The organism is Nocardioides agri (assembly GCF_013778305.1).
Taxonomy (GTDB): Bacteria; Actinomycetota; Actinomycetes; order Propionibacteriales; family Nocardioidaceae; genus Nocardioides; species Nocardioides agri.
Map to the genome: position 1 here is coordinate 2,105,858 of NZ_JACEIC010000002.1, position 25,151 is coordinate 2,131,008.

Sequence of the window (25,151 nt, forward strand, 5' to 3'; positions counted from 1 at the left end):
ATAAGACGGCTTTACTCTGACAAGGCGGGCCGGTATCTCTCAGGTCCGGCGAACCGCTGCCGTAACCTCCCTACATGGTGCGGGGAATCTCGGTCGTCGTCTCACTCGCGCTCATCCTGGCGGGCGCCGTGCTCGGCGTGGCCCGTACGGCGGACGCCGACCCACCCGGCCTGGACATCACCGTGGACGGCACCGGCGTCGCCACCTACCCGGCCTTCGATCCCGCCATCCACCGCTACGGCGTGACCACGACCGCGGCCACCGCGGGAACGGTCACGGTCTCCGTGGCCGCCGGTCCCGACGCCGCCGTGCGCATCGACGGCCGCCCGGCACCAACGTCCTCGCGCACGTTCACCGGCCTGACCTCGGGCGACGAGATCTCTGTGCTGGTGACCAGCGCTGGCGCCACCACGCCGTACTCCTTCGTCTACCTGCCGGCCGGGTTCCCGAAGCTGGAGCGCGTTCCTGCAGGCACCGACAGCCCGTCGCCGGGCTACGTCTTCCTCACCCTCGCCTTGTGGGTCAGCCCGTCGCCCACCTACGAGGCCGCGGTCGATGCGAACGGCGTGCCTGTCTACGTCCGGTCGACCGACACGGCGATCGACCTCAAGCCGATTCCAGGTGGCTACTCGGTCGGCCGCTCGACGACCGTGCCCAACGGCGGCTCCGACCTCGTCGAGCTCGACAGCGCCTTCCGTGAGGTGCGCCGCCGCCACACCTCGGCGCCGGTGGTGAACACCGATGGGCACGACTCGGTCCTGATGCCGGACGGCAGTGCCTACCTGCTGTCGTACGAACCGAACGTCGACACGGGGGACGTGGACACGATCATCCAGCAGGTGTCCGCCGACGGGACCGCGCTGTTCACGTGGAACTCCAAGGACCACGTGGACATCGAGGCCGAGACCGTCACCGACCGCAGTCCGGCCAACCCGAACCGCGCCGATTACGCGCACTCCAACTCGATCCAGGTGCTGCCCGACGGTGACCTGCTGGTGTCCTTCCGGCACCTCAGCTCCGCCTTCAAGATCGCCCGCACCGCTCACGACGGCTACGCCGTCGGCGACGTGATCTGGAAGCTCGGCGGCCGCGACAGCGACTTCGCCTTCACGGACGAGGAAGGCGACCCTGACGGCGGCCCGTGTGCGCAGCACACCGTCTACCAGGTCGCCCCTGGGCGCATCCTGATGTTCGACAACGGCAGCGGGCCCGGTGGTTTCGCCCCGCCGATGTGCATCAACCCCGCAGACCCGACGGGACCGACGATCGCCCGCCCGCACACCCGGATCGTGGAGTGGGCGTACAGCTGGGACGAGACGACGCACACCGGGACCGCACACGTCGTCCGGTCCTACGCGCCCGCCGGCCGGTTCGCCTTGTTCGCCGGTTCGTCCCAGCGGCTCCCGAACGGCCACACGATGATCGGCTGGGCCGCATCGACACCCACGATGGCGACCGAGCTCGACGAGGACGGCGATCCCGTCTGGGAGCTGCGCGACCCGTCGGCGACGCCGTACTTCACCTACCGCGCGTTCAAGGGCGCTGCTCCCGACACCCAGCGCCCGGACGTGGCGATCGCGTCGCCGGCCCCCGGCGCCGTCTACCAGCTGGGGGCACCGTCCGACCCCGTCGTGGCCGACTGCACCGACCGCGGCGGCTCCTCTCTGGCGACCTGCGAGGTGCCGGTCCTCTCGACCGCGGTCGCTGGCACTCACTCCTACGAGGTCACCGCGGCCGACCGCGCGGGCAACACGACGACCGTGAAGCGCAGCTACACGGTCGTCGCGTCGCCGACGACGCCCGCGCCCACCGCGCCCACGGCGCCCGCGACCACGCCCGGCCGACCGGACGCCCGGGTCCGCGTCGCCGGCGGGCGCCCGACCGGCGACAACCGGTACGACTGGACCGGCAAGCACCGTCGCACCGTGAGGCTCGCGGGCCCGGTCACCCGCCGCACGGCCTGGGTGACGGTCGTCAACCGGGGCGAGGAGCCGGCTCGGTTCGCGCTCTCCCGCACGGCCGACAGCCGCAGGTTCCGGGCCGTCCTGACATCGGCCGACGGCGTACGCCGCTCCACGGTGCTCGCGCCGGGCGAGGCATGGACGATCCGGGTCCGGGTCGAGCGCAGCCCCCGTGCCCGCCCCGGGGACGAACGTGTCTTCCTCATCCGCGTGCGGTCCGCGACCGATCCCTTGCTTCGCGACGCGGTCGCCGTCCACGTCCGGGCCGTGCGCTGACCGGGCTGCGGCACCCGCCGAGCCCGTGATATCCAGGGGGCCCGGATCGCCCCGGACCCCCATAATGGCTCCGTGCCGACGACCAGCCAGTGGCTCGCCTTCGTGGTGGCCAGCGCCCTCTTCATCCAGGTGCCGGGGCCGAGCCTGCTCTTCACGATCGGCCGTGCCCTGACGGTCGGTCGCCGCGACGCGCTCCTCTCGGTGGTCGGCAACGCGCTCGGGATCACGACCCAGGTCCTGCTCGTCGCGGTCGGGCTGGGCGCCGTGGTGGCCGCCAGCGCCGAGGCCTACACGGCGCTGAAGGTCGTGGGCGCGGCGTACGTCGTCTGGCTCGGCATCCAGGCGATCCGGCACCGCGCCGATGCCCGGGCGGCGCTCGCCGCGGTCGACACCCTCGAGGTCGGTCGGGCCAACGCGCGGCGGTCCCTGCGGATCGGTTTCACCGTCGGGCTGACCAACCCCAAGACGATCGTCTTCTTCGTCGCGTTCCTGCCGCAGTTCGTCAACGAGCAGGCCGGCCACGCCGGCGCCCAGCTCGCGCTGCTCGGCCTGGTCTTCGGGCTGATGGCCTGCGGCTCCGACTCGGTGTGGGCGCTGGCCGCCGCCAAGGCCCGCGACTGGTTCGCCCGTCGCCCGAGCCGCCTCGACAAGCTCGGTGTAGCCGGTGGCGTGATGATGATCGGCCTCGGCGCGACCCTCGCCGCCTCCGAGTAGCGGCGGGCCGAAGCGCGCCCGCCCGCGGGCTGCGACTCGTCGCGACCGAGGTCGCTCGACCGGTCTCCCACCTGGTGCTGACCGTCGCCGGGCCGGCCTACCCGACCTGCGAGGCACCGGCGTGCCGGAGCTACCCGCGCGACTCCAGTAGCCGCCGCACCACCCGCTCGACGAGGTCGAACGGCAGGTCGTCGTACGGCAGCCTGAGCGTGCCCTTGCCGGCGACGTACGGCGCCAGGTCGCGGTCGAGGTCGGCGTCGCCCTCGGGCGGGACCGGGTAGACCGCCACGTGCTCCTTCCACGCCCCGGCGTGGACGAGCGAGTGCCCGCCGACCTGCCAGGTGGGGATGTCGTAGCGGATGACCCCCGTCGCGTCGGGCGCGACCGCTAGGACCCGGCGCTCGATCTCCTCGACCGCGGTGCGCTGCCGCTCGTCGAGCGACGCCAGGTAGTCGTCGACCGTCTCGAACGTCGCCATGCCTCAGGCTAGCGACCGCGCAGCTCGTGCGACTGGTCGTAGGCGAGCAGCGCGACGCCGAGGGAGAGCCGCGAGGTGGGGTCGTCGAGCGGGTGGCCGACCAGCTCCTCGAGCCGCTTGAGGGCGGGGTAGAGCGAGGTGCGGTTGCGGTGCGCGACCCGCGCCAGCTCGGTCTTGTTGCCGCCGACGGCGAGGTAGTGGCGCAGCAGGTCCACGAGCCCGCCGCCGTGCCGAGCCTCGTGCTCGAGCAGCCGGCCCAGCTCGGCCTCGGCGAACTCCTGGAGCCGCGCGTCCTCGCGCAGCGACATCAGCAGCCCGGGCAGCCGGATGTCGGCCTGCCGCACGCAGCCGTCGTACGCCGGCAGCGTGGCCGCCACGTCGGCCACCACCCGGGCCGAGCGCAGCGACGCGGCCGCCGGGAGCACCCCGGTCGCGACGTGGCCCGCCGCCAGCACGGCATCCGGCTCGACGCCCGCGAGGGCGCGGGCCACCTCGTCGAGGTCGACGGCGCCCGGCACCAGCAGGCCGACGTGGTCGGCGTCGAGCACGCCGACCAGTCCGGTCACGTCACCAAGCGCGGTCACCAGGCGGTCCACGGACCCGTCCGAGGACCGCAGCCGGGCGACGGCGCCGACGTGGTCGGTCGACTCGGGCACGCCGAGCGCGCGCAGCCGGGCCGCCGCGACGGCCTCGCTGCCGAGCCGTCCGTCGAGCAGGTCGAGCAGGAAGCCGGCGTGCACGCGCAGCTGGATCGAGGTCTCGTCGCGCTCGATCATCCGGCCGAGCTCGAGCGCCTGCGCGGCGCGCTCGGCCACCAGCCGGGCCCGGGCGTCCTCGCGCGGCGTCGTCACCACGAGCCGGCCCCACGCCCCGCCCTGGATGCCGACCGGCGTGGTCAGCCAGCCCTCGGGCCCGCCCGTCCCCGTCTCGCGCAGCGACGGCGTGAGCCGCGAGCGCCGCTCCCAGTCGGTGAGCAGCCGGTCGACCGGCTCGGCCCGGGCAGCGGTCGCGAGCACCCGGCGGGCCAGGTCCTCCAGCACGACCGAGCTGCCGGTCAGGTCGGCGGCGGCCTCGACCAGCCGGGTCATCGAGGCCCGGGCCAGCCCGAGGTCGCTGAACGTCCGGTGCACCTCGCCGGCGAACCGCACCTCTTCGAACTGCTCGGCGACGATCGCCCGGTGCACCTGCTCGGTGACCTCGACGAACCGCACCGGCCGGTTGAGCACCACCAGCGGGAATCCGGCGGCCCGGGCGCGGCCCAGCGCTCCGTCCGGCACCGAGGGGTAGGCCGCGCTGAGCTCGACGACGAGCCCGGCGGCGCCGACCTCGACCAGCTGCCGCACGAAGTCCTCGGCGGCCGCGGGTGAGGCGGCCATCCCGATCCCGGTGCTGAGCACCAGCTCGTCCCCGACCAGCACCGCGCCGACATCACGCACCTCGGAGACGTGCACCCAGCGGATCCGGGCGTCCAGGCCGCGCTCGCCGCTGAGCACCACCGGGTCGCCGGCGGCAAGCACGGGGAGCGCGAGGGCCTCGCGCACGGAGACGGCCACGCCCGAAGACTAGGCCGGGGAGCGGGGCTCAGCCGTAGAGCGCGAGGAAGCTGCGGGCCGCGGCCGCGATCAGGTCGTCGGGAGTCGCGTCGACGGCGCCGTCGAGCCAGGCGGTGACGAGCTCGGCGACCCCACCGATGAAGACCAGGCCGGCCAGCTCGTCCTCGGCCCCGCCACGCGGCGAGAGGCGCAGCTCGCCAGCCGCCTCCGCCGTCCGGTGCGCGAAGTGCCGCATCAGCTCGGTGCGCCGCGGCCGCAGCGCCGGCAGCGCGGCCGCCTCGACGATCGCGACCCGACCCTTGCGCGGGTCGTCGACGAGCAGCTGCACGAACGCGCTGACCGAGGCGATCGCCCGCGCGGCCGGGTCGGCGCCGGCCGCCTCGGCTGCCTCGTGGGTGATCGTCTCGATCTCGGTCGCGACCTGGTCGAGTACGGCGGTCTGCGCCGCGTCGAGGTTCGCGAAGCTCTCGTAGAAGTAGCGCTCGGACAGGCCGGCCCGCGCGCACACGTTCGTCATCGTGGTGCTGACGTCCGGGTCGGCCCACACGGCGAGCGTCGCCTCCAGCAGCCGGCCGCGACGCTCGGCGGCGCGCTCCACGGCACTCACGCCGCGGTAGACACCCGACTGGACGGCCATGGCGACAGCGTCTCACAGAAGGTTGACAGGGCATCCTGCCTGATTCAGGGTGTGACCATGACCACTCCGTTGCTGGAGATCCCTCGACAGCACCGCGAGGACAGAGGGCTGCCGCTCCTCGGCCGGATCTTCGAGTACGCCCGCGACCCGGTCGCGATGATGCGCCACCAGTACGACACCTACGGGCCGGTCGCGCCGTTCAAGGCGCTCAACAACGAGGCCGTGATGCTGCTGGGTCCGGACGCGGTCGAGGCAGCGCTGGTCAACAAGGACAAGGCGTTCGCCAACCAGCCGGCCTGGACCCGGCTCGTCGGCCCGTTCTTCGGCGGCGGGCTGATGCTCATCGACTTCGACGAGCACCACGTGCACCGCCGGATCATGCAGGAGGCCTTCACCCGCGACCGGCTCGAGGCGTACGCCGCGCGCATGCACCCCGCCATCGAGGCGGGCATGGCCGACTGGGGCACCGACCCCGGGTTCCAGGCCTACTGGCGGCTCAAGCAGCTCACGCTCGACATCGCGGCCGACATCTTCATGGGCGGCGCGGAGTCCACGAGCCGCGAGGAGATGGAGCAGGTCAACAAGGCGTTCATCGCCTGCGTCCAGGCCGCCGCCGGCATCGTCCGGGCCGACGTGCCGTACACCCGCTGGGGCCGTGCCTACCGCGGCCGCCGGGTGCTCGAGGACTTCCTGCGCGGCTACCTGCCGGCGCGCCGGGCGACCCGCACCGACGACATCTTCTCCGTGCTGTGCCACATCGAGACCGAGGACGGCGAGCGGTTCAGCGACGACGACGTGGTCAACCACATGATCTTCCTGATGATGGCCGCCCACGACACCTCGACCATCACGACGTCGACGATCCTGCAGTACCTCGGCCAGCACCCGGAGTGGCAGGAGCGGTGCCGGGCGGAGTCCCTGGCGCTGGGACCCGAGCCGACCCTCGCCGAGCTCGAGGCGCTGCCCTCGATCGATCTGGTGATGAAGGAGGCGCTCCGGCTGCGCGCACCGGTGCCGGTCGTCGTGCGCAAGACCGTGAAGGAGACCGTCGTCCAGGGCGTGCGGATCCCGGCCGACAAGGACGTCGTGGTCGCCATCCAGCTCTCGCACCTGCTCGAGGACTACTGGACCGACCCGACGGCGTGGGACCCCGAGCGCTTCTCCCCCGAGCGCCGCGAGGACAAGTCCCACCGGTTCGCGTGGTCGCCGTTCGGCGGCGGCGTGCACAAGTGCATCGGCATGTACTTCGCCGGCGCCGAGGTCAAGGCGATCATGCACCGGCTGCTGCGCGGCTACCACTGGAGCGTCGACCCGTCGTACGTCGCCCCGCTCGACAACCACTCGCTGCCGTTCCCCAAGGACGGACAGCCGATCGACCTCGTCCGCGACGCGTCGCGCTAGCCCCGGAAGGCACCCATGGACTTCGACGACACCCCCGACGAGGCCGCCTGGCGCGGCGAGGTGCGCTCGTTCATCGAGCAGCACCGCGACCGGCTCGGCCGCCGGTCCGACGGGCGCGAGCCCGACCAGGCGGTGGCCCGCGAGCGCCAGGCGCTGCTGTACGACGGCGGCCTGGTCGGCATCACCTGGCCGGTCGAGGCGGGCGGCCGGGGAGGCACCCCGATGCAGCAGGCGATCGTCGACCAGGAGCTGGCGCGCGCCGACGTGCCCGGCCTGATCAACCTCATCGGCATCGGCATGTGCGGGCCGACGGTCATGCACCACGGCAGCGACGACCAGAAGGAGCGCTACCTGCGCCGGCTGCTGCGCGCCGAGGACATCTGGTGCCAGCTCTTCAGCGAGCCCGCGTCGGGCAGCGACCTCGCGGCGCTGCGCACCAGGGCGGTCCGCACCGAGGACGGCAACTGGCGGGTGAGCGGCCAGAAGGTCTGGACGACGCTCGCCCACGTCGCCGACTACGGCATCCTGCTCACCCGCACCGACCCCGACGTCGCCAAGCACCGCGGCCTGACGATGTTCGTGGTCGACATGTCGGCGCCGGGCGTGACGGTCCGGCCGCTGCGCCAGATGAGCGGCGGCGCGGACTTCAACGAGGTGTTCTTCGACGACGTCGTGATCCCCGACAGCGAGCGGCTCGGCGACGTCGGCGACGGCTGGCGGGTCGCGCTCACGACCCTGATGAGCGAGCGGCTCTCGCTCGGCGGCGGTGGCACCGACATCGGCGCCGGCGCCACGACGGTGGCCGCGCACGTCGCCGCCCACCTCGACGGGCTCGACGAGGGCCGGCAGGCGCTGGTGCGCCAGCAGCTCGGCCGGGCGTACGTCGCCTCGCTCGCCAACCGCTACACCGGCTACCGCCTGCTCTCGAAGATCAGCAAGGGCGAGATGCCCGGCCCGGAGGCCTCGGCCGGCAAGCTCTCCGGCACCCAGGTCGCGCGCGACCTCGCCGACCTCGCCGTCCGCGTCCTCGGCGACGACGCGGCGTACGGAGCCACCGCGGACGGCTCGACCGGCTGGCAGGACCTCCAGGCGGGACTGCCGGGCATGGCGATCGCCGGCGGCACCAACGAGGTGCTGCGCAACATCATCGGCGAGCGGGTGCTGGGCCTGCCGGCCGAGCCGCGCGCCGACAAGGGCATCACGTTCAAGGAGAGCCTGGCATGAACTTCGACCTCGACGACGAGCAGCGCGACCTCGCCGCGGCCGCGCGCGACTTCCTCTCCGACGCCGCCTCGCCGGCGGCCGCGAGAGCCGCGCTCGACGACGGCGCCGACGTGGAGCCGGGCCGCGCAGCCCTGGCGAAGAGCGGGTTCGCGACGATCACGGTGCCCGAGGACGCCGGCGGCGGGGGCGGCTCCGTGCTCGACCTCGCGGTCGTCGCGGAGCAGGCCGGTCGGGTCCTCGCCGGGCCTTCGCTGGTGACCTACGCCCGCGCCGCGGTGCTGCTGGCCGGCGACGGACGGCTGGCGGCGCTGGCCGACGGCTCGCTCGCGGTGGCGGTGGTCGACCGGCACGGGCCCGTCCTCGACGCGGTCGGGGCGGACACCTTCCTCGCCGGGCGCGGCGACGACGTCGTGCTCGGCGCCGGCGACGTCACCGTGCGCGCGCCGATCGACGCCACCCGAGGGCTCGGCGACGTCACGCTCGGCGACGTCGAGGTCGTCGCCCGCGACGCGGCCCTGCGCTGGCAGCACGCCGAGCGCGTCGGCCGGGTGGTGCTGGCCGCCGAGGGACTCGGCACCGCGAGCCGCGCGCTCGAGATCGGCGTCGCGTACGCCCAGCAGCGCCACGCCTTCGGTCGGGCCATCGGGTCCTACCAGGCCGTCAAGCACGCGCTCGTCGACGTCTACGTGCAGGTCGAGCAGCTGCGGTCGCTGGTCTGGTGGGCGGCCTGGGCCGCCGACGAGGCGCCCGACGAGCTGCCGATGGCCTCCGCGGCCGCCAAGGCGGCGGCCGCGACGACCCTGGAGCACGCGGCCGAGACCCTCATCCAGGTCCATGGCGGCATCGGCTTCACCTGGGAGCACGACGCGCACCTCTTCTGGCGCCGGGCCAAGGTCGACCGCCTCCTGCTGGGCGACGACGTGGCGGCGTACGACGAGGTGGCGCGGCTGGCGATGGCAGGTGCGCGATGAGCCACCACCTCGCGCTGCTGGCCGAGGAGTCGTTCGAGCGCCTCGGCGACTACGACCAGCTGCTCTTCGAGGGCACCTGGCACACCTCGGGCGAGATCAGGTCCCGGGCCCGCCGGGCGGCCACCGGCCTGGCGGCACTGGGCATCGGCCCCGGTGACCGGGTCGTCGTGCTGACCATGAACACCCCGGAGGTGCTGGTCGCCTACCCCGCGATCTGGCGTGCGGGCGCGGTCGTGACGCCGGTGATCTTCTTGCAGACGCCGACCGAGCTTCGGCACATCCTGGAGAACTCCGGCGCGAAGGCGGCCATCGTCAGCCCGGAGCTGGTGCCGATGTTCGTCGGATCCGCCGAGGGCCTCGACCTGAGGCTGGTGGTCGCCGGAGACGTGCCCGACGGCGTCGACGCGGTCAGCTTCGCGTCGCTGGAGGAGCACGAGCCGGGCGAGATCGTGCCCCGCGACGACGACGACCTGGCGGCGCTGCTCTACACCGGCGGCACGACCGGTCGGGCCAAGGGCGTGATGCTCAGCCACCACGGTCTCTGGCACGCGGGCAGCGGCATGGCCGACGTGGCCCGGAGCATGGGCACCACCCGGTCCCTGCTCCCGCTGCCGCTGTCGCACGCGTTCGGCCTCAACGTGCTGGTCGCCGGGCTGCACGGCGACCGGCAGCACGTCTCGGTGATGCAGCGCTGGTTCGACCCGCACGGCTGGCTCGAGCTCGTGCAGGAGCACCGTCTCGAGACCAGCCCGGTGGTGCCGTCGATGATGCAGATGCTGCTCGACCAGCCCTACGCCGACTACGACCTGAGCTCGCTGGTGTCGTTCGGCTCCGGCGGGGCGCCGCTGCTGCCGAGCCTGCGCGAGAAGGTCGAGGCGGCGTTCGGCGTCACGATCCTCGAGGGCTACGGCCTGACCGAGAGCACCGCGATCGCCACCGCCTCGACCGTCGACGCCAACCGCCCCGGCAGCGTCGGCAGGCCCGCGCCGCACGTCCGGCTCCGGATCGTCGACCCGCTCGGCGAGCCGGTCCCGACCGGTGAGGACGGCGAGATCTGCATCGCCGGACCCGGCGTGATGATGGGCTACTGGCAGGACCCGGAGCAGACCGCGGCGGCGATCGTCGACGGGTGGCTGCACACCGGCGACGTCGGACACCTCGACGAGGACGGGTTCCTCTACGTCGTCGACCGGGTCAAGGACCTCATCATCCGCGGCGGCTTCAACGTCTACCCGCGCGACGTCGAGGACGTGCTGCTCGCCCACCCGGCGGTGACCGCCGCCGCCGTGGTCGGACGCCCGGACGAGAAGAGCGGCGAGGAGGTCGTCGCGGTGGTCTCCGTGTCGGACGGGTCGGTGACGCCCGAGGCGCTGGTCGAGTTCGCCCGCGGGCGGCTCGCGAAGTACAAGTACCCGCGCGAGGTGATCGTCGTCCCCGCCGTACCGCTCACGTCGGTCGGCAAGACCGACCGCAAGGCGGTGCGGGCCCTGGTGCGCGACTGATCGTCGCCCGCGAGCGCCTTCCGACGACAGTCTGTCCCTGGCCAACGCCCCCAAGGGCGACCACGATGGGGCCATGCAGACGATTGGGCACTGGATCGACGGCACGAACCACCCGGGGAGCGGCAGCCGGGTCGGCGACGTCACCAACCCGGCGACCGGGGAGGTGACCGGCCAGGTCGCGTTCGCCGGCCCCGAGGAGATCGAGTCGGCGGTCGCGTCGGCCAAGAAGGCGTCGGTCGACTGGGCCGCGACGTCGGTGAGCGCACGGACCCAGGTGGTCTTCCGCTTCCGCGAGCTGCTCAGCTCCCGCAAGGAGGAGCTGGCCGCGATCATCACCGCCGAGCACGGCAAGGTGCGCTCCGACGCCCTGGGCGAGGTGGCCCGCGGCCAGGAGGTCGTCGAGTTCGCGTGCGGCATCCCCCACCTGCTCAAGGGCGGCAACTCCCCGCAGGTCTCCAGCGGGGTCGACGTGAAGAGCATCCGGCAGCCGCTCGGCGTCGTCGCCATCATCAGCCCGTTCAACTTCCCCGCGATGGTCCCGATGTGGTTCTTCCCCATCGCGATCGCCGCCGGCAACGCGGTGGTGCTCAAGCCCAGCGAGAAGGACCCCTCGGCCGCGATCTGGATGGCCGAGCTGTGGCGCGAGGCGGGCCTGCCCGCCGGCGTCTTCACCGTGCTGCAGGGCGACAAGGTCGCCGTCGACGGGCTCCTCGACCACCCGGACGTCGCCTCGATCAGCTTCGTCGGCTCGACGCCGATCGCGGAGTACGTCTACGAGCGCGCCTCGCGGGCCGGCAAGCGGGTCCAGGCCCTGGGCGGTGCGAAGAACCACATGGTCGTGCTGCCCGACGCCGACCTCGACCTGGCTGCGGACGCCGCGGTCAGCGCGGGCTACGGATCTGCCGGCGAGCGCTGCATGGCGATCAGCGTCGTGGTCGCGGTCGGCGACACCGGCGACGCGCTCGTGCACAAGATCGCCGAGCGCACCCACACGCTGCAGGTCGGCGACGGGGCTGCTGACACCGACATGGGACCCCTCGTCACCCAGGCGCACCGCGACAAGGTCGCGTCGTACGTCGACGCCGGCGAGACGGAGGGTGCGACCCTGGTGGTGGACGGCCGGAGCGTCGACGCGCAGGGAGCGGCGGACGGCTTCTGGCTCGGCCCGACGCTCTTCGACCACGTGACGCCGTCGATGAGCATCTACACCGACGAGATCTTCGGGCCGGTGCTCTCGGTCGTCCGCGCCGACACCTACCAGGAGGCGCTCGACCTGGTGAACGCCAACAGGTACGGCAACGGCACCGCGATCTTCACCAGCAACGGCGGCGCGGCGCGGGCCTTCGAGCAGGACGTCCAGGTCGGCATGATCGGCGTCAACGTGCCGATCCCGGTGCCGATGGCCTACTACTCCTTCGGCGGCTGGAAGGCCTCGCTCTTCGGCGACACCCACGCCCACGGCACCGAGGGCGTGCACTTCTTCACCCGCGGCAAGGTGGTCACCACCCGGTGGCCGGACCCCGCGACCGCCGGCGGCCTCGAGCTCGCCTTCCCGAAGAACCACTGAGCCCACCACCCGCGAGAGGACAGCCATGAGCACGGCGTACGAGCTGGACCGCAAGCACGTCTTCCACTCCTGGTCCGCGCAGGCCGAGATCACCCCGATGGTGATCGCGGCGGCGCGCGGCTCCTACGTCTGGGACGACGAGGACCGGCGCTACCTCGACTTCTCGAGCCAGCTGGTGTTCACCAACATCGGCCACCAGCACCCGCGCGTGGTCGCCGCGATCAAGGAGCAGGCGGAGCGGCTGTGCACGGTCGCGCCGCAGTTCGCCAACGAGCAGCGGGCGCAGGCGGCCGAGCTGATCGCCGGCATCGCGCCGGACGGCTTCGAGAAGGTGTTCTTCACCAACGGCGGCGCCGACGCCAACGAGCACGCGATCCGGATGGCGCGGCTGCACACCGGGCGGTTCAAGGTGCTCTCGGCCTACCGCAGCTACCACGGCGGCACGCAGACCGCGATCAACGTGACCGGCGATCCCCGCCGCTGGGCCAACGACACCGCGACCGCCGGCACCGTGCACTTCTTCGGTCCGTTCCTCTACCGCTCGGAGTTCCACGCGAGCACCGAGGAGGAGGAGTGCGAGCGCGCGCTCGCCCACCTGCGCCGCACGATCGAGGCCGAGGGGCCCGCCACGATCGCGGCCATCATCCTCGAGACGATCCCGGGCACGGCGGGCATCTTCGCGCCGCCGCCGGGCTACCTCGCCGGCGTCCGAGAGCTGTGCGACCAGCACGGCATCGTGATGATCCTCGACGAGGTGATGGCGGGGTTCGGGCGCGCAGGCTCCTGGCTGGCTCTGGACCTCTACGACGTCGTCCCGGACCTGATCACCTTCGCCAAGGGCGTGAACTCCGGCTACGTCCCGCTCGGCGGGGTGGTCATCAGGGACCCGATCGCGGCGACCTTCGACCACACGCCCTACCCCGGCGGGCTCACCTACTCCGGCCACCCGCTCGCCTGTGCCGCAGCGGTCGCGACGATCCACGCGATGCGCGACGAGGGCATCGTGGACAACGCCGCGCGCCTCGGCCGCGAGGTCTTCGGCCCCGGCCTCGCGGAGATCGCCTCCCGGCACGCCTGCGTCGGCGAGGTCCGTGGTGTCGGCGCGTTCTGGGCGCTCGACCTGGTCGTCGACCAGGGCACCCGGGAGCTGCTGCCGCCGGCCGGGCTGAACGACGTGGTGGCGGCGTGCAAGGCCGGCGGGCTGCTGCCCTTCGCCAACACCAACCGGATCCACGTCGTGCCGCCGTGCACGATGAGCGACGACGAGGCGCGCGAGGGCCTCGCGATCCTCGACGAGGCGCTCAAGGCCGGCGACGTGCATGCCGCGTAGGCCGACCGCCTACGAACGTCACGCCCCGGCGCGCGCGGTCGTCGACGCCGCGCTCGCGGGGTCGCGGCACGCGGTCTTCTGGCTCGAGGACGCGCCCGGCACGTCGTACGACGCGCTGGCGGCGTCGGCCTCGGCCGACCTCGCCGTGGTGGGCGGCGGCTACTGCGGGCTCTGGACCGCGCTACTCGCCAAGCGCCGCAACCCCGGCGCGCGCGTGGTGCTCCTCGAGGCCGGGACCGTCGGGTGGGCGGCGTCAGGTCGCAACGGCGGCTTCTGCGAGGCCAGCCTCACGCACGGCGAGGAGAACGGCCGCTCGCGCTGGCCCGACGAGTACGACGCGCTCGACCGGCTCGGCCACGAGAACCTCGACGCCCTCGAGGCCGACGTCCGCACGTTGGGCATCGACTGCCAGCTCGAGCGGACCGGCGCGCTCGCGGTCGCCGTCGAGCCGCACCAGGTGGCGTGGCTGGGTCCCGGCCACCTGGACCGCGACGCCGTCCGCGCGGAGATCGACAGCCCGCTCTTCCTGGCCGGCGAGTGGGACCGGGACGGCTCCGCGCTCGTCCATCCCGCCCGCCTCGCCCGCGAGCTGGCCCGGGTGGCCAGCGAGCTCGGCGTGGAGGTCCACGAGCACACCCGCGTCGTCGGGCTCGACACGCCGGCCCGCGGGCCGGTCGTGCTGCGCACCCCCGCCGGGGCCGTGACGGCCGACCGGGCCGCGCTGGCGACCAACGTGTTCCCGTCCCTGCTGCGCCGCACGCGGCTGATGACGGTGCCGGTCTACGACTACGTGCTGATGACCGAGCCGCTGTCGGCGGCGCAGCTGGCGTCGATCGGCTGGGCCGGCCGGCAGGGGCTCGGCGACCTGGCCAACCAGTTCCACTACGCGCGACTGACGGCCGACAACCGGATCCTCTGGGGCGGCTACGACGCGATCTACCACCGCGGACGGCGGGTGCGCGCGGCGTACGAGGAGCGGCCGGAGACCTTCCACCGCCTGGCCTCCCACTTCCTCGCGGCCTTCCCGCAGCTGGAGGGCCTGCGGTTCACCCACCGCTGGGCGGGTGCGATCGACACCTCGACGCAGTTCGTGGCGTTCCACGGGCTGGCCGCCCGCGGCCGGGTCGCGTACGCCGCCGGCTTCACCGGCCTCGGCGTCGGCGCGACCCGCTTCGCCGCCGAGGTGATGCTCGACCGGCTGTCCGGCCTGTCCACCGAGCGGACCCGCCTGCAGATGGTGCAGCGCACGCCGCCGCCCTTCCCTCCCGAGCCGCTCGCGGCGATCGGCATCAACGCGACCCGCTGGTCGCTCGACCGCGCCGACCACCACGAGGGGCGGCGCAACCTGTTCCTGAAGACCCTCGACGCCGTCGGGCTGGGCTTCGACTCCTGAGGGTGCGGTCGCCCGGCGTTTCATCACGGGATGAGGGCGACGCCGCGCTTCCCCGGGCGAACTCGGCCGGGGAGGCGCGGTGTGGTCAGCCTCCCTTGATGAAACCCGCGTCAGCGGCCCGCCGCGCGGGTACGAAACGCCCATGGCACGCCACAACTCCGACCTGCAGGCCGCCGTCGACGCCACCTCCGTGGCCAAGGACGCGAAGGAGACCGACGACCTCGAGGGCTACCTGCGCGAGCAGCTGGCCGAGCGGGAGATCGAGACCACCGACGATGCGTGGATCCGGCGCACGGTCGAGCGGATCGACGCCGACCCGAACTACATGGTCGGGGCGAGCCCAGCGACTTCGACGCGTCCTGAGCGCGTTCGCGGACGGTGGGTACCGGACCCCCATGACGACCACACCCGACGAGCCCAACCCGAACGCCGAGGTCGTGCCCAGCGGCGACCCGATCCCCACCGAGCCCAACCCCGACGACCCGGGCCCGGACCCGACCCCGCAGATCATCTGAGCGAGCGGGCGGGCGGTGCCGCCTGACAGGATGCGGGCATGCCCCAGGACCTGAGCGCCGTGCCCTGGCCGGTCCGCACCGCGCGGCTCTCGCTGCGTCCGGCCACGCCCGACGACATCAAGGCCACCTGGGCCTACCGCCGCCTGGCCGAGGTGAGCGAGTGGCTGACCCACGCGGACAGCGACCGCGCGCACTACGCCGAGGTGTTCCTCGACCCCGACCGGCTCACCAGCACCCTCGTCATCGAGCACGAGGGTGCGGTGGTCGGCGACCTCATGCTCCGCATCCAGGACCTCTGGGCGCAGAGCGAGGTCGTTGAGTGGGCGCGAGGACTGCAGGCCGAGCTGGGCTGGGTCGTCGCGCCCGAGCACGCCGGGCGAGGCATCGCCACCGAGGCGGCGCGCGAGCTGCTGCGGATCTGCTTCGAGGACCTGGGGCTCTACCGGGTGACCGCGCTCTGCTTCGCCGACAACGAGGCGTCGTGGCGGCTCATGGAGCGCCTCGGCATGCGCCGCGAGGCCCACAACGTCCGCGACTCGCTGCACCGCGTCCGCGGCTGGCTCGACGGGTACGGCTACGCGCTGCTCGCCGACGAGTGGCGCGCCTCCGGCTAGACCTCGCGCACCATGTCCTGCTGGTGCATCCGCCGGCCGTCGTACCGCGACCCGGGCACGACGTGGTTGGCCCCGTGCCTGCGGAAGCCGACGCTCTCGAAGAACCGCACCGCCCGCTGGTTCTCCGCGGACGTCTGCAGGTAGCAGCCCGGCGAGCCCACCTCGCGGAGGCGCTCGAACCACAGCTCCATCAGCCGGGCGGCCGCGCCGGTGCCGCGCGCCACCGGCATCACGTCGATGTGCAGGTGGCTCGGCCAGCGCGGGTCCTTCAGCTCACCGGCGGTGGGGATCCGGCGGACCTTGAAGAGGGCGGTGTCGTAGGCCGCGCGCACGAAGAAGCGCCGCGGTCCGGGCATCCGGTAGAGCCGGTACTTCTGGATCACCGACTTCAGCCGCTCCCCCTCGCTGGGGAAGCGCGCGTCGTCGACGCAGCCGGCGAGGTAGCCGACGGGCCGGCCGTCGGCGGTGACGACGAAGACCGAGTCCGGCTCGAGATCGAGGTACGGCGTCAGGTAGACGTCGGCGAGGGAGGCGTGGTGGCCCCACACCTCCGAGCCGGGCGCTCCCTCGCCGGCCGCCTCGAACACGACCCCGAGCAGCTCGGCACGGTCGGCGGGGTCGTAGGGCCGGACGTCGATCTCGGGCATGGGGCCAGCGTGGCAGACGATCCGGCCCGCCTCGCTACCGTGGCGGGATGCGGGAAGGGCGGCTCGTCGGGCTGGACGTCGCCCGGTGCCTGGCGCTGCTCGGCATGGTCGCCACGCACGTGCTCGACGAGCGCACGCCGGCGGGCGACCTGACCTTCGGGCAGTGGCTGGCCGGTGGGCGGGCGTCGGCGCTGTTCGCGGTGCTGGCCGGGGTCAGCCTGGCGCTGATGACCCGCGCTCACCTGCGCGGTGCGCCGCTGGCCCGACGTACGGCGGCGATCGCGGCGCGGGCACTGCTGATCGCGGTGCTCGGCCTGGTGCTCGGCGGCCTCGACACCGGGCTGGCGATCATCCTGACCTACTACGGCGTGCTCTTCCTGCTCGGCCTGCCGTTCACCCTGCTGGGCGCTCGCGCCCTCGCCGTGCTGGCGGTGGCCTGGGTGGTCGCGGCACCCGTCGCGTCCTACCTGCTCCGACCGGTGCTGCCGCCGCGCGGCTACGAGAGTCCGACCTTCGGCCAGCTCGCCGACCCGGGGCAGCTGGCGAGCGAGCTGCTGTTCACCGGCTACTACCCCGTCGTGCCCTGGCTGGCCTACCTGCTCGCCGGCCTCGCGCTCGGCCGGGCGGACCTCCGCAACCGCACCCTCCTGGTCAGCCTCACGCTCGGCGGTCTCGGCGTCGCCGTCCTGGCCACGCAGGTCTCCCGGGCCCTCGTCGACCCGGTCGTGGCGTCACGCAACGCGACCGGCATGTTCGGCAACACCCCGACCGACGACTGGTCCTGGCTGCTCGTCGTCGCGCCGCACAGCAGTACGCCGCTCGACCTGGCGCAGACGATCGGGAGCGCGGTGTTCGTGATCGGCCTGTGCCTGCTGGTCGAGCGTGCGCTCCCGCGGCCGGCGACCGTCGTGCTCGCCGTGGTCTTCGGGGCGGGCGCCATGACGCTCTCGCTCTACTCCCTGCACGTCGTGATGCGCACCCCGGAGGTCTGGCCCCGGGAGTCGCCCGACACCTACCTGACCCACGTGGTCGTGCTGCTCGTGATCGGCGCGGCGTACGCGCTCCTCCGCCGCCGCGGCCCCCTCGAGACCGCCGTCGGCGTGCCGCTGCAGTGGGCGCGGCGGGACGCTATCCCGACAGAGCGCTGAGCGCGGCTGCGGTCTGGGCCGCGCGGGGCTCGCCGAGGCGCTCGCGGATGGCGAGACAGGCGGTGAACGCCGCGCGCGCGCCGTCGAGGTCGCCGGAGTCGACGAGGTGCCGGCCGAGGTGATGAAGCGTGTAGTGCTCGAGCTCCTCGTCGCCTGCCGTTCGCGCGAGGGCGAGCGCCTCGGTGAAGCCCGCGGTGGCGCGGTCGGCCCCGCCGGCGTACTGCTCGGCGGTCGCCAGCGTCAGCACCGCCCAGCCGAGCGCGTCCGGCGCCGCACCCTCCCGGCGGGCGGCGTCGACCGCGGGCGAGAGCAGGTCGACGGCCTCGTGCTCGCGTCGCGCGACGGTCAGCGCCGTCCCGAGGTCAATCGTCGCCTCCAGCACGCCGGCCGCCGCCTCGCGGTCGGGCAGCGTGTAGCGGCCGAACTCGGGCTCACCCAGGACGAACGTCGTCACGGCCGGCAGCCTAGGCGTCGGGCGACCGTCCGCGCGCGGGTCGGCTGCACCGGGAAGACGTAGGTCACCGTGGCGCCGTCGCGCTCGCGGACCGCGTCGGGGGCACGTCGCGCGACCATCCGGGCGACGGCCTCGTTGGTCGCGGTCGCGAACACCTCGACCCGCTCCACCCCGCGCGCGGTCAGGTCGGAGATCAGCGCCTCCGTGAGCGCCGTGCCGACTCCCCGGCCCTGGTGGGCGTCCGCGACGACGAGGCCGATCTCGGCCACGGGCGCGGTGCCGGCCCGGCGCCACACGCCGTGACCGACCAGGTCCGGTCCGTCGTAGGCCAGCATCGCGCCGCCCCGCGACCCCTCCGGCAGCAGCGCGGTCAGCACCGACGCGCGGGGGGTCGGTCCGAGCGCGGCCTGGAAGCGCCGGTAGGACGACTCCGGGCTCAGCCCGCCCAGCAGCTCGGCGAGCGCCGCCCGGTCGGCGGGTACGGCGCGCCGCAGCCGCAGGCCGGTCATCTCGGCCCGCCGGTGACGAAGGCGACGGCTGCGGCGACGACCGCGGGGTCGCGCAGGATCCGGTAGTGCCCGAGGCCGGTGGTCTCGAGCAGCCGCGCCTGCGCGCCCTGCGCGGCCAGCAGCAGGTCGGCCTGACCGCGCAGCACCACGCGGTCCGTGGTGTCGTGCACGACGAGCACCTCCCGGCCCGGCAGGCGGTGGGTGGAGAAGCGCTCCCAGATCCCTGCGTCCCCGTCGAACCAGCGGCGCTCGATCGCCGCGCGCAGCGCACTGTCCACCGGCGCGTCGAGCCCGAGCTGGGCGCAGAACGAGCCGACGAGGTCGCCGAAGTCGCCCATCCCGCTGATCGCGACCACCCGGTCCGCCGCGAGCCCGTCGGCGACGGCGTGCCAGGCCACCGGCACGCCGAAGCTGTGCGCGACGACGGCCTCGAACCCGCCGTGCCGCTGCTCCAGGGCGCCGATCACCTGCCGGTGGTCGAGGATCGTGCGCGCCGGCCCCGGCGTGGCGCCGTGGCCCCACGCGTCGTACGCCACCGGGCTGAGCCCGGCTTCCAGCAGGGCCGCCACGACCGGGGCGAAGCGGGAGGCGCGGCCTCCCCACCCGTGCACGAGGAGCACGGGCCGGCGCCCGTCGCCCCAGGCGTACGTCGCGACGCGGGTGCCGTCGTGGGCGACCGGCTCGTTGCGCGCGAGGTCGTGCACGGCGCGCTCGGTGCGATGCACCTGGATCGGGCGGCCCGGACGTCGCCAGATCTCGAGGGCGATCCGGCCCGCGAGCCGCGGGGAGACGCGGGCGGCCGGGTTGAGGACGGCGCGGATCGCGGCGGGGGCGAACCCGGGCGCGACCGGCACGGTCGTGGTCTGCGGCGAGGCGGTGGTCTGGGTCATCGGCGGTCCTCGGGTCGGCTTCACAAACAATACGAACGATCGTACTATTTGTTTGTCCCGTCAATCCCTTTCCCCGAACTAGGCTGACGCCGATGACTGAGCAGCTGACCACCGACGGCCGGGTCGCCCGGGGCGACCGCACGCGCCGCGTGGTGCTCGCGAAGGCCGTCGACGTCGCGTCCGTCGAGGGGCTCGAGGGGCTCTCGATCGGCCGGCTGGCGGCCGAGCTGTCGATCAGCAAGAGCGGGCTGATCGCGCACTTCGGCACCAAGGAGGAGCTCCAGCTCCGGACGATCCGCGCCGCCCGCGCGATCTTCGCGCAGACGGTGATCGAGCCCGCGCTGGCGATCCCACCGGGGATGGCGCGGCTGCGCGCACTCCTCGACGCCTGGGTCGAGTACTCCCGCGACCGCCGCTTCCCCGGCGGCTGCTTCTTCGCCCGCGCCGCGCACGAGTACGCCGCCCGCCCGGGGCCGGTCCGCGACGCCCTCGCCGCGGTCGACGAGGAGTGGCTCGGCCTGATGGTCGAGGCCATCACCCAGGCCCAGGACGCGGGCGAGATCCGGCCCGACGTCGACGCCGGGCTGCTCGCCTTCGACCTGGTCGCCGCCCTCGACTCGGCCAACCTGCGCTCGCTGCTGATGGGCAGCTTCGACGTCTACGACCAGGCGAGGCGGGCGATGGACGAGCGGCTCAGCGCAGCCGCCACCTGACCGCGCGCCGGTTGCCGACGGCGTCGGTGGCCGCCACCACGACGGCGTGCGGACCGGGTCCGAGCGCGCGCCGGAGCGTCAGGCTGTGGGGGCCGCCGGCGGACGTCGCCCTGACCACACGCCCGTCGACGCGCAGCACCACGTCGGCCCGGCGGACACCCGACAGGCGGTCCCGCACCGCGAACCGGAGCACCGGCGCTCGACCGTCGACGAGCCGGACCGTCGGCGCGGTGGTGTCGACGCTCCAGCGGCGCACCGCGGGTGTCGGGTCGGTGCGGCCGGCCGCCGCCGCCCGCGCCTCGAGCCGGTGCCGGCCGTCGCGCAGGCCGGCCAGCCGGAGCGGGGTGGTGCAGGCGCGCCACCCGGCCCCGTCGACGCGGCACGAGAAGGTCTCGCCACCGGTCAGCCGGAACGTCGCCCGCCGGGCCCGCACCACGCCGGCCGGCCCCCCGGCGATGCCGGTCTGCGGCACGGCCTCGGTGGTCGCCCCGACGACCACCCGCACCGTGGAGCTGGCCGCGGCCTGCGGACGCCCGGCGCGGCTGACGGTCACGGTCGCGAGGTAGCTGCCCGCGGCGGCGTACGCGTGGTCGGGGTCGCTGCCCGTCGCGGTCGTGCCGTCGCCGAAGTCCCAGGCGTAGCTGAGGTCTGCGGTGTCCGGGACGAGGTCGACGCACCCGATCCGCCTCGCCGGGTTGTCGGGGTCGTGGATCACGATGGACACCGCCTTCGCGCCGGCGCGTAGCGGTGGGGCGACCTCGATCCGGCCACTCCGCCCGGCGGCGTCGGCGGTGAACGGCAGCCAGATCTCGTTCTCGGCGCCGAAGGCCCTGGTCTCGTCGAAGCGGAAGTGCGCGCCGCCGTGGGCCGACGCGCACGCCTGCTCGTGGACGTGCACGAGGTGGGCGCCGCCCGGGGCCAGCCCGGTCGCGTCGAGGTACGCCGTCGTCCGGCCCCGGGCCCGGACCAGGCCCGCCGTGCCGGCGAGCCGGGGGTAGGTGGCCGTGCCGTCGGCGTACGGGGTGAACGTCCCGGTCGTGCTCACCTCGGTCGCGTACGCGACCGTGAGCGGCCCACCGGCGGCCGGGGTCGCCACCGCCGTGACGTCGGGGACCCGCCCGGACGTCACCGTGATCGGCACGCGGTGCACCGTCGTGCCGCCCCGGCCGTCGGACACCTCCACGGTGGCGGTGTAGGTGCCCGGGGTGTCGTAGGTGTACGACGCCTGCGCGCCGTCGGCCTCGGCGCCGGTGCCGAAGGCCCAGTGGTAGCCGAGCGGGTCGCCGTCGGGGTCGCTGGCGGTCGCCGCGAAGCGCACCTCGAGGGGCGCCGGCCCGGCACCGGGCTGGGCGGTCGCGGTCCCCGTCGGCGCGGTGTTGCCCGGGTCCGGGGCGAGGACGACGACGGTGCCGTGCATGACGGTGCCGTGGATCGAGCAGAGGAAGTCGTAGGTGCCCGGCGTGGTGAACGTGCGCCGGACCGGTGCGCCGCCGGGGCGGCGGTACTCCGCGACCGCGGGCACCCACGCCGAACCGCTGTCCTGCGAGGTGAGGTCGTGGTCGACGACGGCCTGGTCGAACTGCCACTCCACGGTGTCCCCGGCCTCGATCGTGACCTCGGAACTCCCGGTGTCCGCCGCGACCCAGCGGGCGCCGTAGAGGTCGTCGACGGCGTCGACGACCCAGGTGCGGCCGCCGTCCGGCGCCGCCTCGGCGGTGCGGTCGACGACGCTCACCGCCGTCAGCAGGCCGACGACGGCGGTGAGGACGACGAGCACCTCGGCGGCGCGCCGGGTGGGGTGCGATGACATGGCGCCTCTCGATGGGGTCGGTCAGGACGGGTCGTCGACGGTGAACCCCACCGAGGCGACGGGGTTGTCGAACTCGCTGGTGCGCAGCGAGACCTGCAGGTCCCAGGCGCCGGCCGTCGGGAAGACCACCCGGGCGGTGTAGACGCCGGGCCCGACGTTCTCGAGCGCCAGGTCGCCGAGGTCGAGCTCGTCGCTCGCGAGGCTCGCGGTCGGAGCGGCGAAGCCCTCGGTCGGCTCGCCCGCGGCGTCGAGCAGCTCCACCGTCACCTCGCTGGGTCCGGTGACCGGCGAGGACACGGTGGCCTGCGCGCTCACGTCGCCGAGCGTGGCCGTCTGGACAGCCGGGCCGGCGACCCGCGCCGCGGCCGCCGCCGGGCTCTGGTCGACCAGCAGCCCGGTGAGCACCAGGACCAGGCCGAGGATCGCCACCTCGGCGGTGACGACCTTGGTGACCAGCCGCGCGCCCGCGCGCACCTGCGTGCGTCGGGTGGCCGCCCGCATCCGCGGCACGAGGGCACGGCGGTTCCACGCGGCGAGCAGCACGGCGACGACGGCCGTCGCGATCTTCGCCAGCAGCAGCCGGCCGTAGTCGGTGCCGACGAGGGCGCCCCACGAGCCGACGATCCGCCAGGCGAGGAGGGCGCCGCTCGCCACGAGCACCGCCAGCACCCCCGCCGCGATCACGGAGAACCGCGCCAGCGTCTCGGCCGCCAGCGTGCCGCGGCCGGCGAGGTCGGGCAGCACGAGGGCCAGCGCGACGACCCCGCCGAGCCAGGTGCTGCCCGCGAGCAGGTGCAGCACGTCGACGGCCACCACCAGGGCCTCGGGCGCCTCCGCCCGTGAGTGGCCGGTCAGCGCCGGGGCGCCGATCGCGACCCAGGCGGCCGCCAGGGAGGTCGTGCGCCGGAGCCCGGCCGGCTCGCCGGCGCCGAGCAGCGCGACGGCGCCGAGGGTGCCGACCACGACGAACGCCGCGACGGCGTACTCCGTGCGCGCCAGCGCCGACCAGGTGGCGGTCCGGGTGACGAGGTCGGGCCCGCCGCCCGCCTGGTAGGTCGCGACTGCGGGCAGCGCCAGCAGCCACGACCCGGCGGCGCCTGCCGCGGCGGCCCGGGCGACACGGACCAGCCGCCGCCGAGCCCGGGCCGTCTGGCCCCCCGACGGCAGCACGAGCAGGACGAAGGCGACCAGCCCGGTGGCGAGCAGGAGGCAGACGTAGCCGGTCACCCGGAGCGCACGGAGGACGTACGGCGCGCGCGCGGCGCCGTCGTCGCCGTCGCCGATCGCGGGCGCCACGACCGTCTCGCTCGGCGCGCCGACGGAGAAGCGCAGCGACCCGCTGACCGGGTGACCGTCGGCGGAGACGATCCGCCAGACGACCACGAGCGTGCCGTCGTCGACCGGCTCGGTGAGCGCGACCGTGAGCACGGCGTCGGTCACCGAGGCCTCGGCGGCGACCCGGTCGCCGGTGGCGTCGAAGACCTGGACGCCGTCGGGGACGGCGGCCACGCTCTCGGTGAACGTGAACGTGACCCGCTCCGGCGCCACGGCGAGGACGGCGCCCTCGGCGGGGTCGGAGGCGACGAGCGTCGCGTGCGCCTGGGCCGGCGGGGCGGTGCCCAGCAGCAGCGCGGCGACGACCACCAGCAGGACGAGCCGGGCTGCCGCCCGGCCCGCACGACCGCCGTTCACGAGCGCCGGCGCTGCCGGGCCAGCGCGGCGATCGCGAGCAGCGTGGCGAGCAGGCCGAGCCCGAACGCGCCGACGGCCAGGAGCGGGGCCTCGCCGTTGCCGCGGCCGCTGGGATCGGTGTCGGCCCGCACCGCGGTGAGCGTGTCGACCGCCGAGGCCGCCCCGTCGGCGCCCGGGTCGTCGGGGGTGACGACTAGCGTCGGCGCCGGCCGGTCCAGCTGCTCGGGGTCCTGGCCGCCGGCGGGCACCTCGGTCCACGCCGACTGGCCCTGCTCACAGGTCTGGATCGTCGGGAAGGACAACGTGGTCCCCGCGTCGGGCGGGAGCACGAGCGCGATCTCGAGGACGTCGCGCTCGCCCTCGGGCAGGGGCTCCTGGGCACGAAAGGTGACCGCGGCGACGCGCTCGGTGAGGCGGGCGCCGTGGGCGTCGACGACCGGCGGGTCGAGCGGCACCACCTCCTGCTCGACGTCCCACAGCGGGTGCCTGGTCGGTGTCACCGCGGTGATCGGCTCCGGGATCCGGATGGTGACGGCGGTCGTCGCCGAGCCGTCGCACCCGTGCCCGATCGCGAACCGGAGGACTGCGGGTTCCCCCGCCTGGGTCGTGGACGGGGTGAGCGTCACGTGCGCGGTGGCCGGCGCGGCGACCGCGAGGCCGAGGAGGGCGACGGCGGGCGCCGTCCCGCGGAGCAGCCAGCGGGCAGCGGGCCGGGCCACGGCAGTCCTCCTGCGTCGGGGTCGAGTGATCGCCGCCACACCATCACGATGCGGAACTCTTGTCAAGGATGTGAACTCAGGACGATACTTGGAACATCCGTTCACAACATCGAACCAAAGTCGTCGATCTGACCGGCGGCTGCAGCCGAGAGGGACCACCCATGCCGAACATCACCGTCGAGCTGCTCCGCGGCCGGAGCATCGAGCAGCGCCGCGCCTTCGCGCGTGCGGTCGCCGACAGCGCCGTCGAGATCCTGGGCGCCCGGCGTCAGGACGTCCGGATGGTCTTCACCGAGATCACCCCCGACATCGTCGCAAACGGCGGCGTCCTCGCCAGCGAGGACGAGAGCCGCGCGGGCGTGGTGGCGGCGCTCGACGGGAGCGACTGACCGCGCCGGCTTCCACCAGCAACCGCGAACGACGAAGCGGGCCC

At 74.2% G+C, this 25,151-nt stretch carries 23 protein-coding genes; 13 read left to right on the forward strand and 10 right to left on the reverse strand.

All coding sequences use genetic code 11. The features are described 5' to 3' along the window. Window positions 1-74 precede the first annotated feature (74 nt). Together HZF07_RS14775 and HZF07_RS14780 are read left to right on the forward strand one after the other, a co-directional pair. Window positions 75-2,237: an arylsulfotransferase family protein gene (locus tag HZF07_RS14775; RefSeq protein WP_157342691.1), complete on the forward strand. Its 2,163-nt coding sequence runs from the start codon at window positions 75-77 to the stop codon at window positions 2,235-2,237. Window positions 2,238-2,309: 72 nt separating this feature from the next. Continuing rightward, window positions 2,310-2,951, forward strand: a complete 642-nt coding sequence (locus HZF07_RS14780) for a LysE family translocator (protein ID WP_181645219.1) — start codon at window positions 2,310-2,312, stop codon at window positions 2,949-2,951. Between the two features lie 130 nt (window positions 2,952-3,081). Here the strand turns inward: HZF07_RS14780 and HZF07_RS14785 are convergent, their stop codons facing one another. From HZF07_RS14785 to HZF07_RS14795, 3 genes are read right to left on the reverse strand one after another with little or no spacing between them, the layout of a single operon-like run. Beyond that, window positions 3,082-3,429 carry an iron chaperone gene (locus tag HZF07_RS14785; protein WP_157342692.1) on the reverse strand — a complete coding sequence of 116 codons (348 nt, stop codon included), beginning with the start codon at window positions 3,427-3,429 and terminating at the stop codon, window positions 3,082-3,084. Window positions 3,430-3,437: 8 nt separating this feature from the next. Further along, the gene (locus HZF07_RS24515) at window positions 3,438-4,982 is read right to left on the reverse strand and encodes a PucR family transcriptional regulator (RefSeq protein WP_157342693.1); all 1,545 of its coding nucleotides are present in this window, start codon (window positions 4,980-4,982) and stop codon (window positions 3,438-3,440) included. Between the two features lie 28 nt (window positions 4,983-5,010). After that, complete coding sequence (locus HZF07_RS14795) at window positions 5,011-5,619, reverse strand: TetR/AcrR family transcriptional regulator (RefSeq protein ID WP_157342694.1); 609 nt, start codon at window positions 5,617-5,619, stop codon at window positions 5,011-5,013. 57 nt (window positions 5,620-5,676) lie between these two features. Here HZF07_RS14795 and HZF07_RS14800 point away from each other — a divergent pair, with 57 nt between their 5' ends. From HZF07_RS14800 to HZF07_RS14835, 8 genes are all read left to right on the forward strand, one after another. Next, window positions 5,677-7,020, forward strand: coding sequence for a cytochrome P450 (locus HZF07_RS14800; protein ID WP_157342696.1), 1,344 nt, complete (start codon window positions 5,677-5,679; stop codon window positions 7,018-7,020). Window positions 7,021-7,035: 15 nt separating this feature from the next. Then, window positions 7,036-8,244, forward strand: coding sequence for an acyl-CoA dehydrogenase family protein (locus HZF07_RS14805; RefSeq protein ID WP_157342697.1), 1,209 nt, complete (start codon window positions 7,036-7,038; stop codon window positions 8,242-8,244). Continuing rightward, the gene (locus tag HZF07_RS14810; RefSeq protein ID WP_157342698.1) at window positions 8,241-9,215 is read left to right on the forward strand and encodes an acyl-CoA dehydrogenase family protein; all 975 of its coding nucleotides are present in this window, start codon (window positions 8,241-8,243) and stop codon (window positions 9,213-9,215) included. Before HZF07_RS14805 ends, HZF07_RS14810 begins: the two co-directional genes overlap by 4 nt. Further along, entirely contained in the window at window positions 9,212-10,717 is a 1,506-nt protein-coding gene (locus HZF07_RS14815) for a class I adenylate-forming enzyme family protein (RefSeq protein WP_157342699.1), read from the forward strand. Before HZF07_RS14810 ends, HZF07_RS14815 begins: the two co-directional genes overlap by 4 nt. Window positions 10,718-10,790: 73 nt before the next feature. After that, complete coding sequence (locus tag HZF07_RS14820; protein WP_157342700.1) at window positions 10,791-12,284, forward strand: CoA-acylating methylmalonate-semialdehyde dehydrogenase; 1,494 nt, start codon at window positions 10,791-10,793, stop codon at window positions 12,282-12,284. A gap of 25 nt (window positions 12,285-12,309) precedes the next feature. Next, window positions 12,310-13,614 carry an aspartate aminotransferase family protein gene (locus HZF07_RS14825; protein WP_157342701.1) on the forward strand — a complete coding sequence of 435 codons (1,305 nt, stop codon included), beginning with the start codon at window positions 12,310-12,312 and terminating at the stop codon, window positions 13,612-13,614. Then, window positions 13,604-15,007 (forward strand): NAD(P)/FAD-dependent oxidoreductase, encoded by a 1,404-nt coding sequence (locus tag HZF07_RS14830; protein ID WP_157342702.1) that lies wholly within the window; start codon window positions 13,604-13,606, stop codon window positions 15,005-15,007. Before HZF07_RS14825 ends, HZF07_RS14830 begins: the two co-directional genes overlap by 11 nt. A gap of 553 nt (window positions 15,008-15,560) precedes the next feature. Continuing rightward, window positions 15,561-16,136 (forward strand): GNAT family N-acetyltransferase, encoded by a 576-nt coding sequence (locus tag HZF07_RS14835; protein WP_157342703.1) that lies wholly within the window; start codon window positions 15,561-15,563, stop codon window positions 16,134-16,136. Here HZF07_RS14835 and HZF07_RS14840 read toward each other — a convergent pair. Next, window positions 16,133-16,783, reverse strand: coding sequence for a GNAT family N-acetyltransferase (locus HZF07_RS14840; RefSeq protein ID WP_157342704.1), 651 nt, complete (start codon window positions 16,781-16,783; stop codon window positions 16,133-16,135). The two genes, HZF07_RS14835 and HZF07_RS14840, sit on opposite strands and share 4 nt — an antisense overlap. Window positions 16,784-16,830: 47 nt before the next feature. Here HZF07_RS14840 and HZF07_RS14845 point away from each other — a divergent pair, with 47 nt between their 5' ends. Beyond that, a complete protein-coding gene (locus HZF07_RS14845) occupies window positions 16,831-17,931 on the forward strand; it encodes a heparan-alpha-glucosaminide N-acetyltransferase domain-containing protein (RefSeq protein ID WP_157342705.1) in 1,101 nt (366 codons plus the stop codon). On the opposite strand, the gene HZF07_RS14850 is transcribed toward HZF07_RS14845, so the two are convergent. From HZF07_RS14850 to HZF07_RS14860, 3 genes are read right to left on the reverse strand one after another with little or no spacing between them, the layout of a single operon-like run. After that, a complete protein-coding gene (locus HZF07_RS14850) occupies window positions 17,912-18,385 on the reverse strand; it encodes a tetratricopeptide repeat protein (protein ID WP_157342707.1) in 474 nt (157 codons plus the stop codon). The genes HZF07_RS14845 and HZF07_RS14850 overlap by 20 nt on opposite strands. Continuing rightward, window positions 18,382-18,894 carry a GNAT family N-acetyltransferase gene (locus HZF07_RS14855; protein ID WP_157342708.1) on the reverse strand — a complete coding sequence of 171 codons (513 nt, stop codon included), beginning with the start codon at window positions 18,892-18,894 and terminating at the stop codon, window positions 18,382-18,384. Before HZF07_RS14855 ends, HZF07_RS14850 begins: the two co-directional genes overlap by 4 nt. After that, the gene (locus tag HZF07_RS14860; RefSeq protein WP_157342709.1) at window positions 18,891-19,784 is read right to left on the reverse strand and encodes an alpha/beta hydrolase; all 894 of its coding nucleotides are present in this window, start codon (window positions 19,782-19,784) and stop codon (window positions 18,891-18,893) included. Before HZF07_RS14860 ends, HZF07_RS14855 begins: the two co-directional genes overlap by 4 nt. A gap of 92 nt (window positions 19,785-19,876) precedes the next feature. On the opposite strand from HZF07_RS14860, the gene HZF07_RS14865 reads away from it, so the two are divergent. Beyond that, window positions 19,877-20,497: a TetR/AcrR family transcriptional regulator gene (locus HZF07_RS14865; RefSeq protein WP_157342710.1), complete on the forward strand. Its 621-nt coding sequence runs from the start codon at window positions 19,877-19,879 to the stop codon at window positions 20,495-20,497. Here the strand turns inward: HZF07_RS14865 and HZF07_RS14870 are convergent. Genes HZF07_RS14870 through HZF07_RS14880 form a run of 3 tightly spaced genes read right to left on the reverse strand, consistent with a single transcriptional unit; the run spans window position 20,478 to window position 24,718 of the window. Next, the gene (locus HZF07_RS14870) at window positions 20,478-22,307 is read right to left on the reverse strand and encodes a PKD domain-containing protein (protein ID WP_157342712.1); all 1,830 of its coding nucleotides are present in this window, start codon (window positions 22,305-22,307) and stop codon (window positions 20,478-20,480) included. The genes HZF07_RS14865 and HZF07_RS14870 overlap by 20 nt on opposite strands. Window positions 22,308-22,328: 21 nt before the next feature. Further along, window positions 22,329-23,999 carry a copper resistance CopC/CopD family protein gene (locus HZF07_RS14875; protein ID WP_309504762.1) on the reverse strand — a complete coding sequence of 557 codons (1,671 nt, stop codon included), beginning with the start codon at window positions 23,997-23,999 and terminating at the stop codon, window positions 22,329-22,331. Then, on the reverse strand, window positions 23,996-24,718 hold the full coding sequence (locus HZF07_RS14880; RefSeq protein WP_181645220.1) for a YcnI family copper-binding membrane protein: 723 nt from the start codon (window positions 24,716-24,718) through the stop codon (window positions 23,996-23,998). Before HZF07_RS14880 ends, HZF07_RS14875 begins: the two co-directional genes overlap by 4 nt. A gap of 161 nt (window positions 24,719-24,879) precedes the next feature. Between HZF07_RS14880 and HZF07_RS14885 the strand changes: the two genes are divergently transcribed. Then, a complete protein-coding gene (locus HZF07_RS14885; protein ID WP_157342714.1) occupies window positions 24,880-25,107 on the forward strand; it encodes a tautomerase family protein in 228 nt (75 codons plus the stop codon). Window positions 25,108-25,151 lie beyond the last annotated feature (44 nt).

Excerpts from the sequence above, each read along its gene's own strand:
- HZF07_RS14805 (WP_157342697.1), top strand. The coding sequence starts at position 7,036 with ATGGACTTCGACGACACCCCCGACGAGGCCGCCTGGCGCGGCGAGGTG.
- HZF07_RS14885 (WP_157342714.1), top strand. The coding sequence starts at position 24,880 with ATGCCGAACATCACCGTCGAGCTGCTCCGCGGCCGGAGCATCGAGCAG.
- HZF07_RS14830 (WP_157342702.1), top strand. The coding sequence starts at position 13,604 with ATGCCGCGTAGGCCGACCGCCTACGAACGTCACGCCCCGGCGCGCGCG.
- HZF07_RS14855 (WP_157342708.1), bottom strand. The coding sequence starts at position 18,894 with ATGACCGGCCTGCGGCTGCGGCGCGCCGTACCCGCCGACCGGGCGGCG.
- HZF07_RS14820 (WP_157342700.1), top strand. The coding sequence starts at position 10,791 with ATGCAGACGATTGGGCACTGGATCGACGGCACGAACCACCCGGGGAGC.
- HZF07_RS14785 (WP_157342692.1), bottom strand. The coding sequence starts at position 3,429 with ATGGCGACGTTCGAGACGGTCGACGACTACCTGGCGTCGCTCGACGAG.
- HZF07_RS14865 (WP_157342710.1), top strand. The coding sequence starts at position 19,877 with ATGACTGAGCAGCTGACCACCGACGGCCGGGTCGCCCGGGGCGACCGC.
- HZF07_RS14800 (WP_157342696.1), top strand. The coding sequence starts at position 5,677 with ATGACCACTCCGTTGCTGGAGATCCCTCGACAGCACCGCGAGGACAGA.
- HZF07_RS14815 (WP_157342699.1), top strand. The coding sequence starts at position 9,212 with ATGAGCCACCACCTCGCGCTGCTGGCCGAGGAGTCGTTCGAGCGCCTC.
- HZF07_RS14825 (WP_157342701.1), top strand. The coding sequence starts at position 12,310 with ATGAGCACGGCGTACGAGCTGGACCGCAAGCACGTCTTCCACTCCTGG.
- HZF07_RS14845 (WP_157342705.1), top strand. The coding sequence starts at position 16,831 with ATGCGGGAAGGGCGGCTCGTCGGGCTGGACGTCGCCCGGTGCCTGGCG.
- HZF07_RS14795 (WP_157342694.1), bottom strand. The coding sequence starts at position 5,619 with ATGGCCGTCCAGTCGGGTGTCTACCGCGGCGTGAGTGCCGTGGAGCGC.
- HZF07_RS14810 (WP_157342698.1), top strand. The coding sequence starts at position 8,241 with ATGAACTTCGACCTCGACGACGAGCAGCGCGACCTCGCCGCGGCCGCG.
- HZF07_RS14870 (WP_157342712.1), bottom strand. The coding sequence starts at position 22,307 with ATGTCATCGCACCCCACCCGGCGCGCCGCCGAGGTGCTCGTCGTCCTC.
- HZF07_RS14860 (WP_157342709.1), bottom strand. The coding sequence starts at position 19,784 with ATGACCCAGACCACCGCCTCGCCGCAGACCACGACCGTGCCGGTCGCG.
- HZF07_RS14840 (WP_157342704.1), bottom strand. The coding sequence starts at position 16,783 with ATGCCCGAGATCGACGTCCGGCCCTACGACCCCGCCGACCGTGCCGAG.
- HZF07_RS14775 (WP_157342691.1), top strand. The coding sequence starts at position 75 with ATGGTGCGGGGAATCTCGGTCGTCGTCTCACTCGCGCTCATCCTGGCG.
- HZF07_RS14835 (WP_157342703.1), top strand. The coding sequence starts at position 15,561 with ATGCCCCAGGACCTGAGCGCCGTGCCCTGGCCGGTCCGCACCGCGCGG.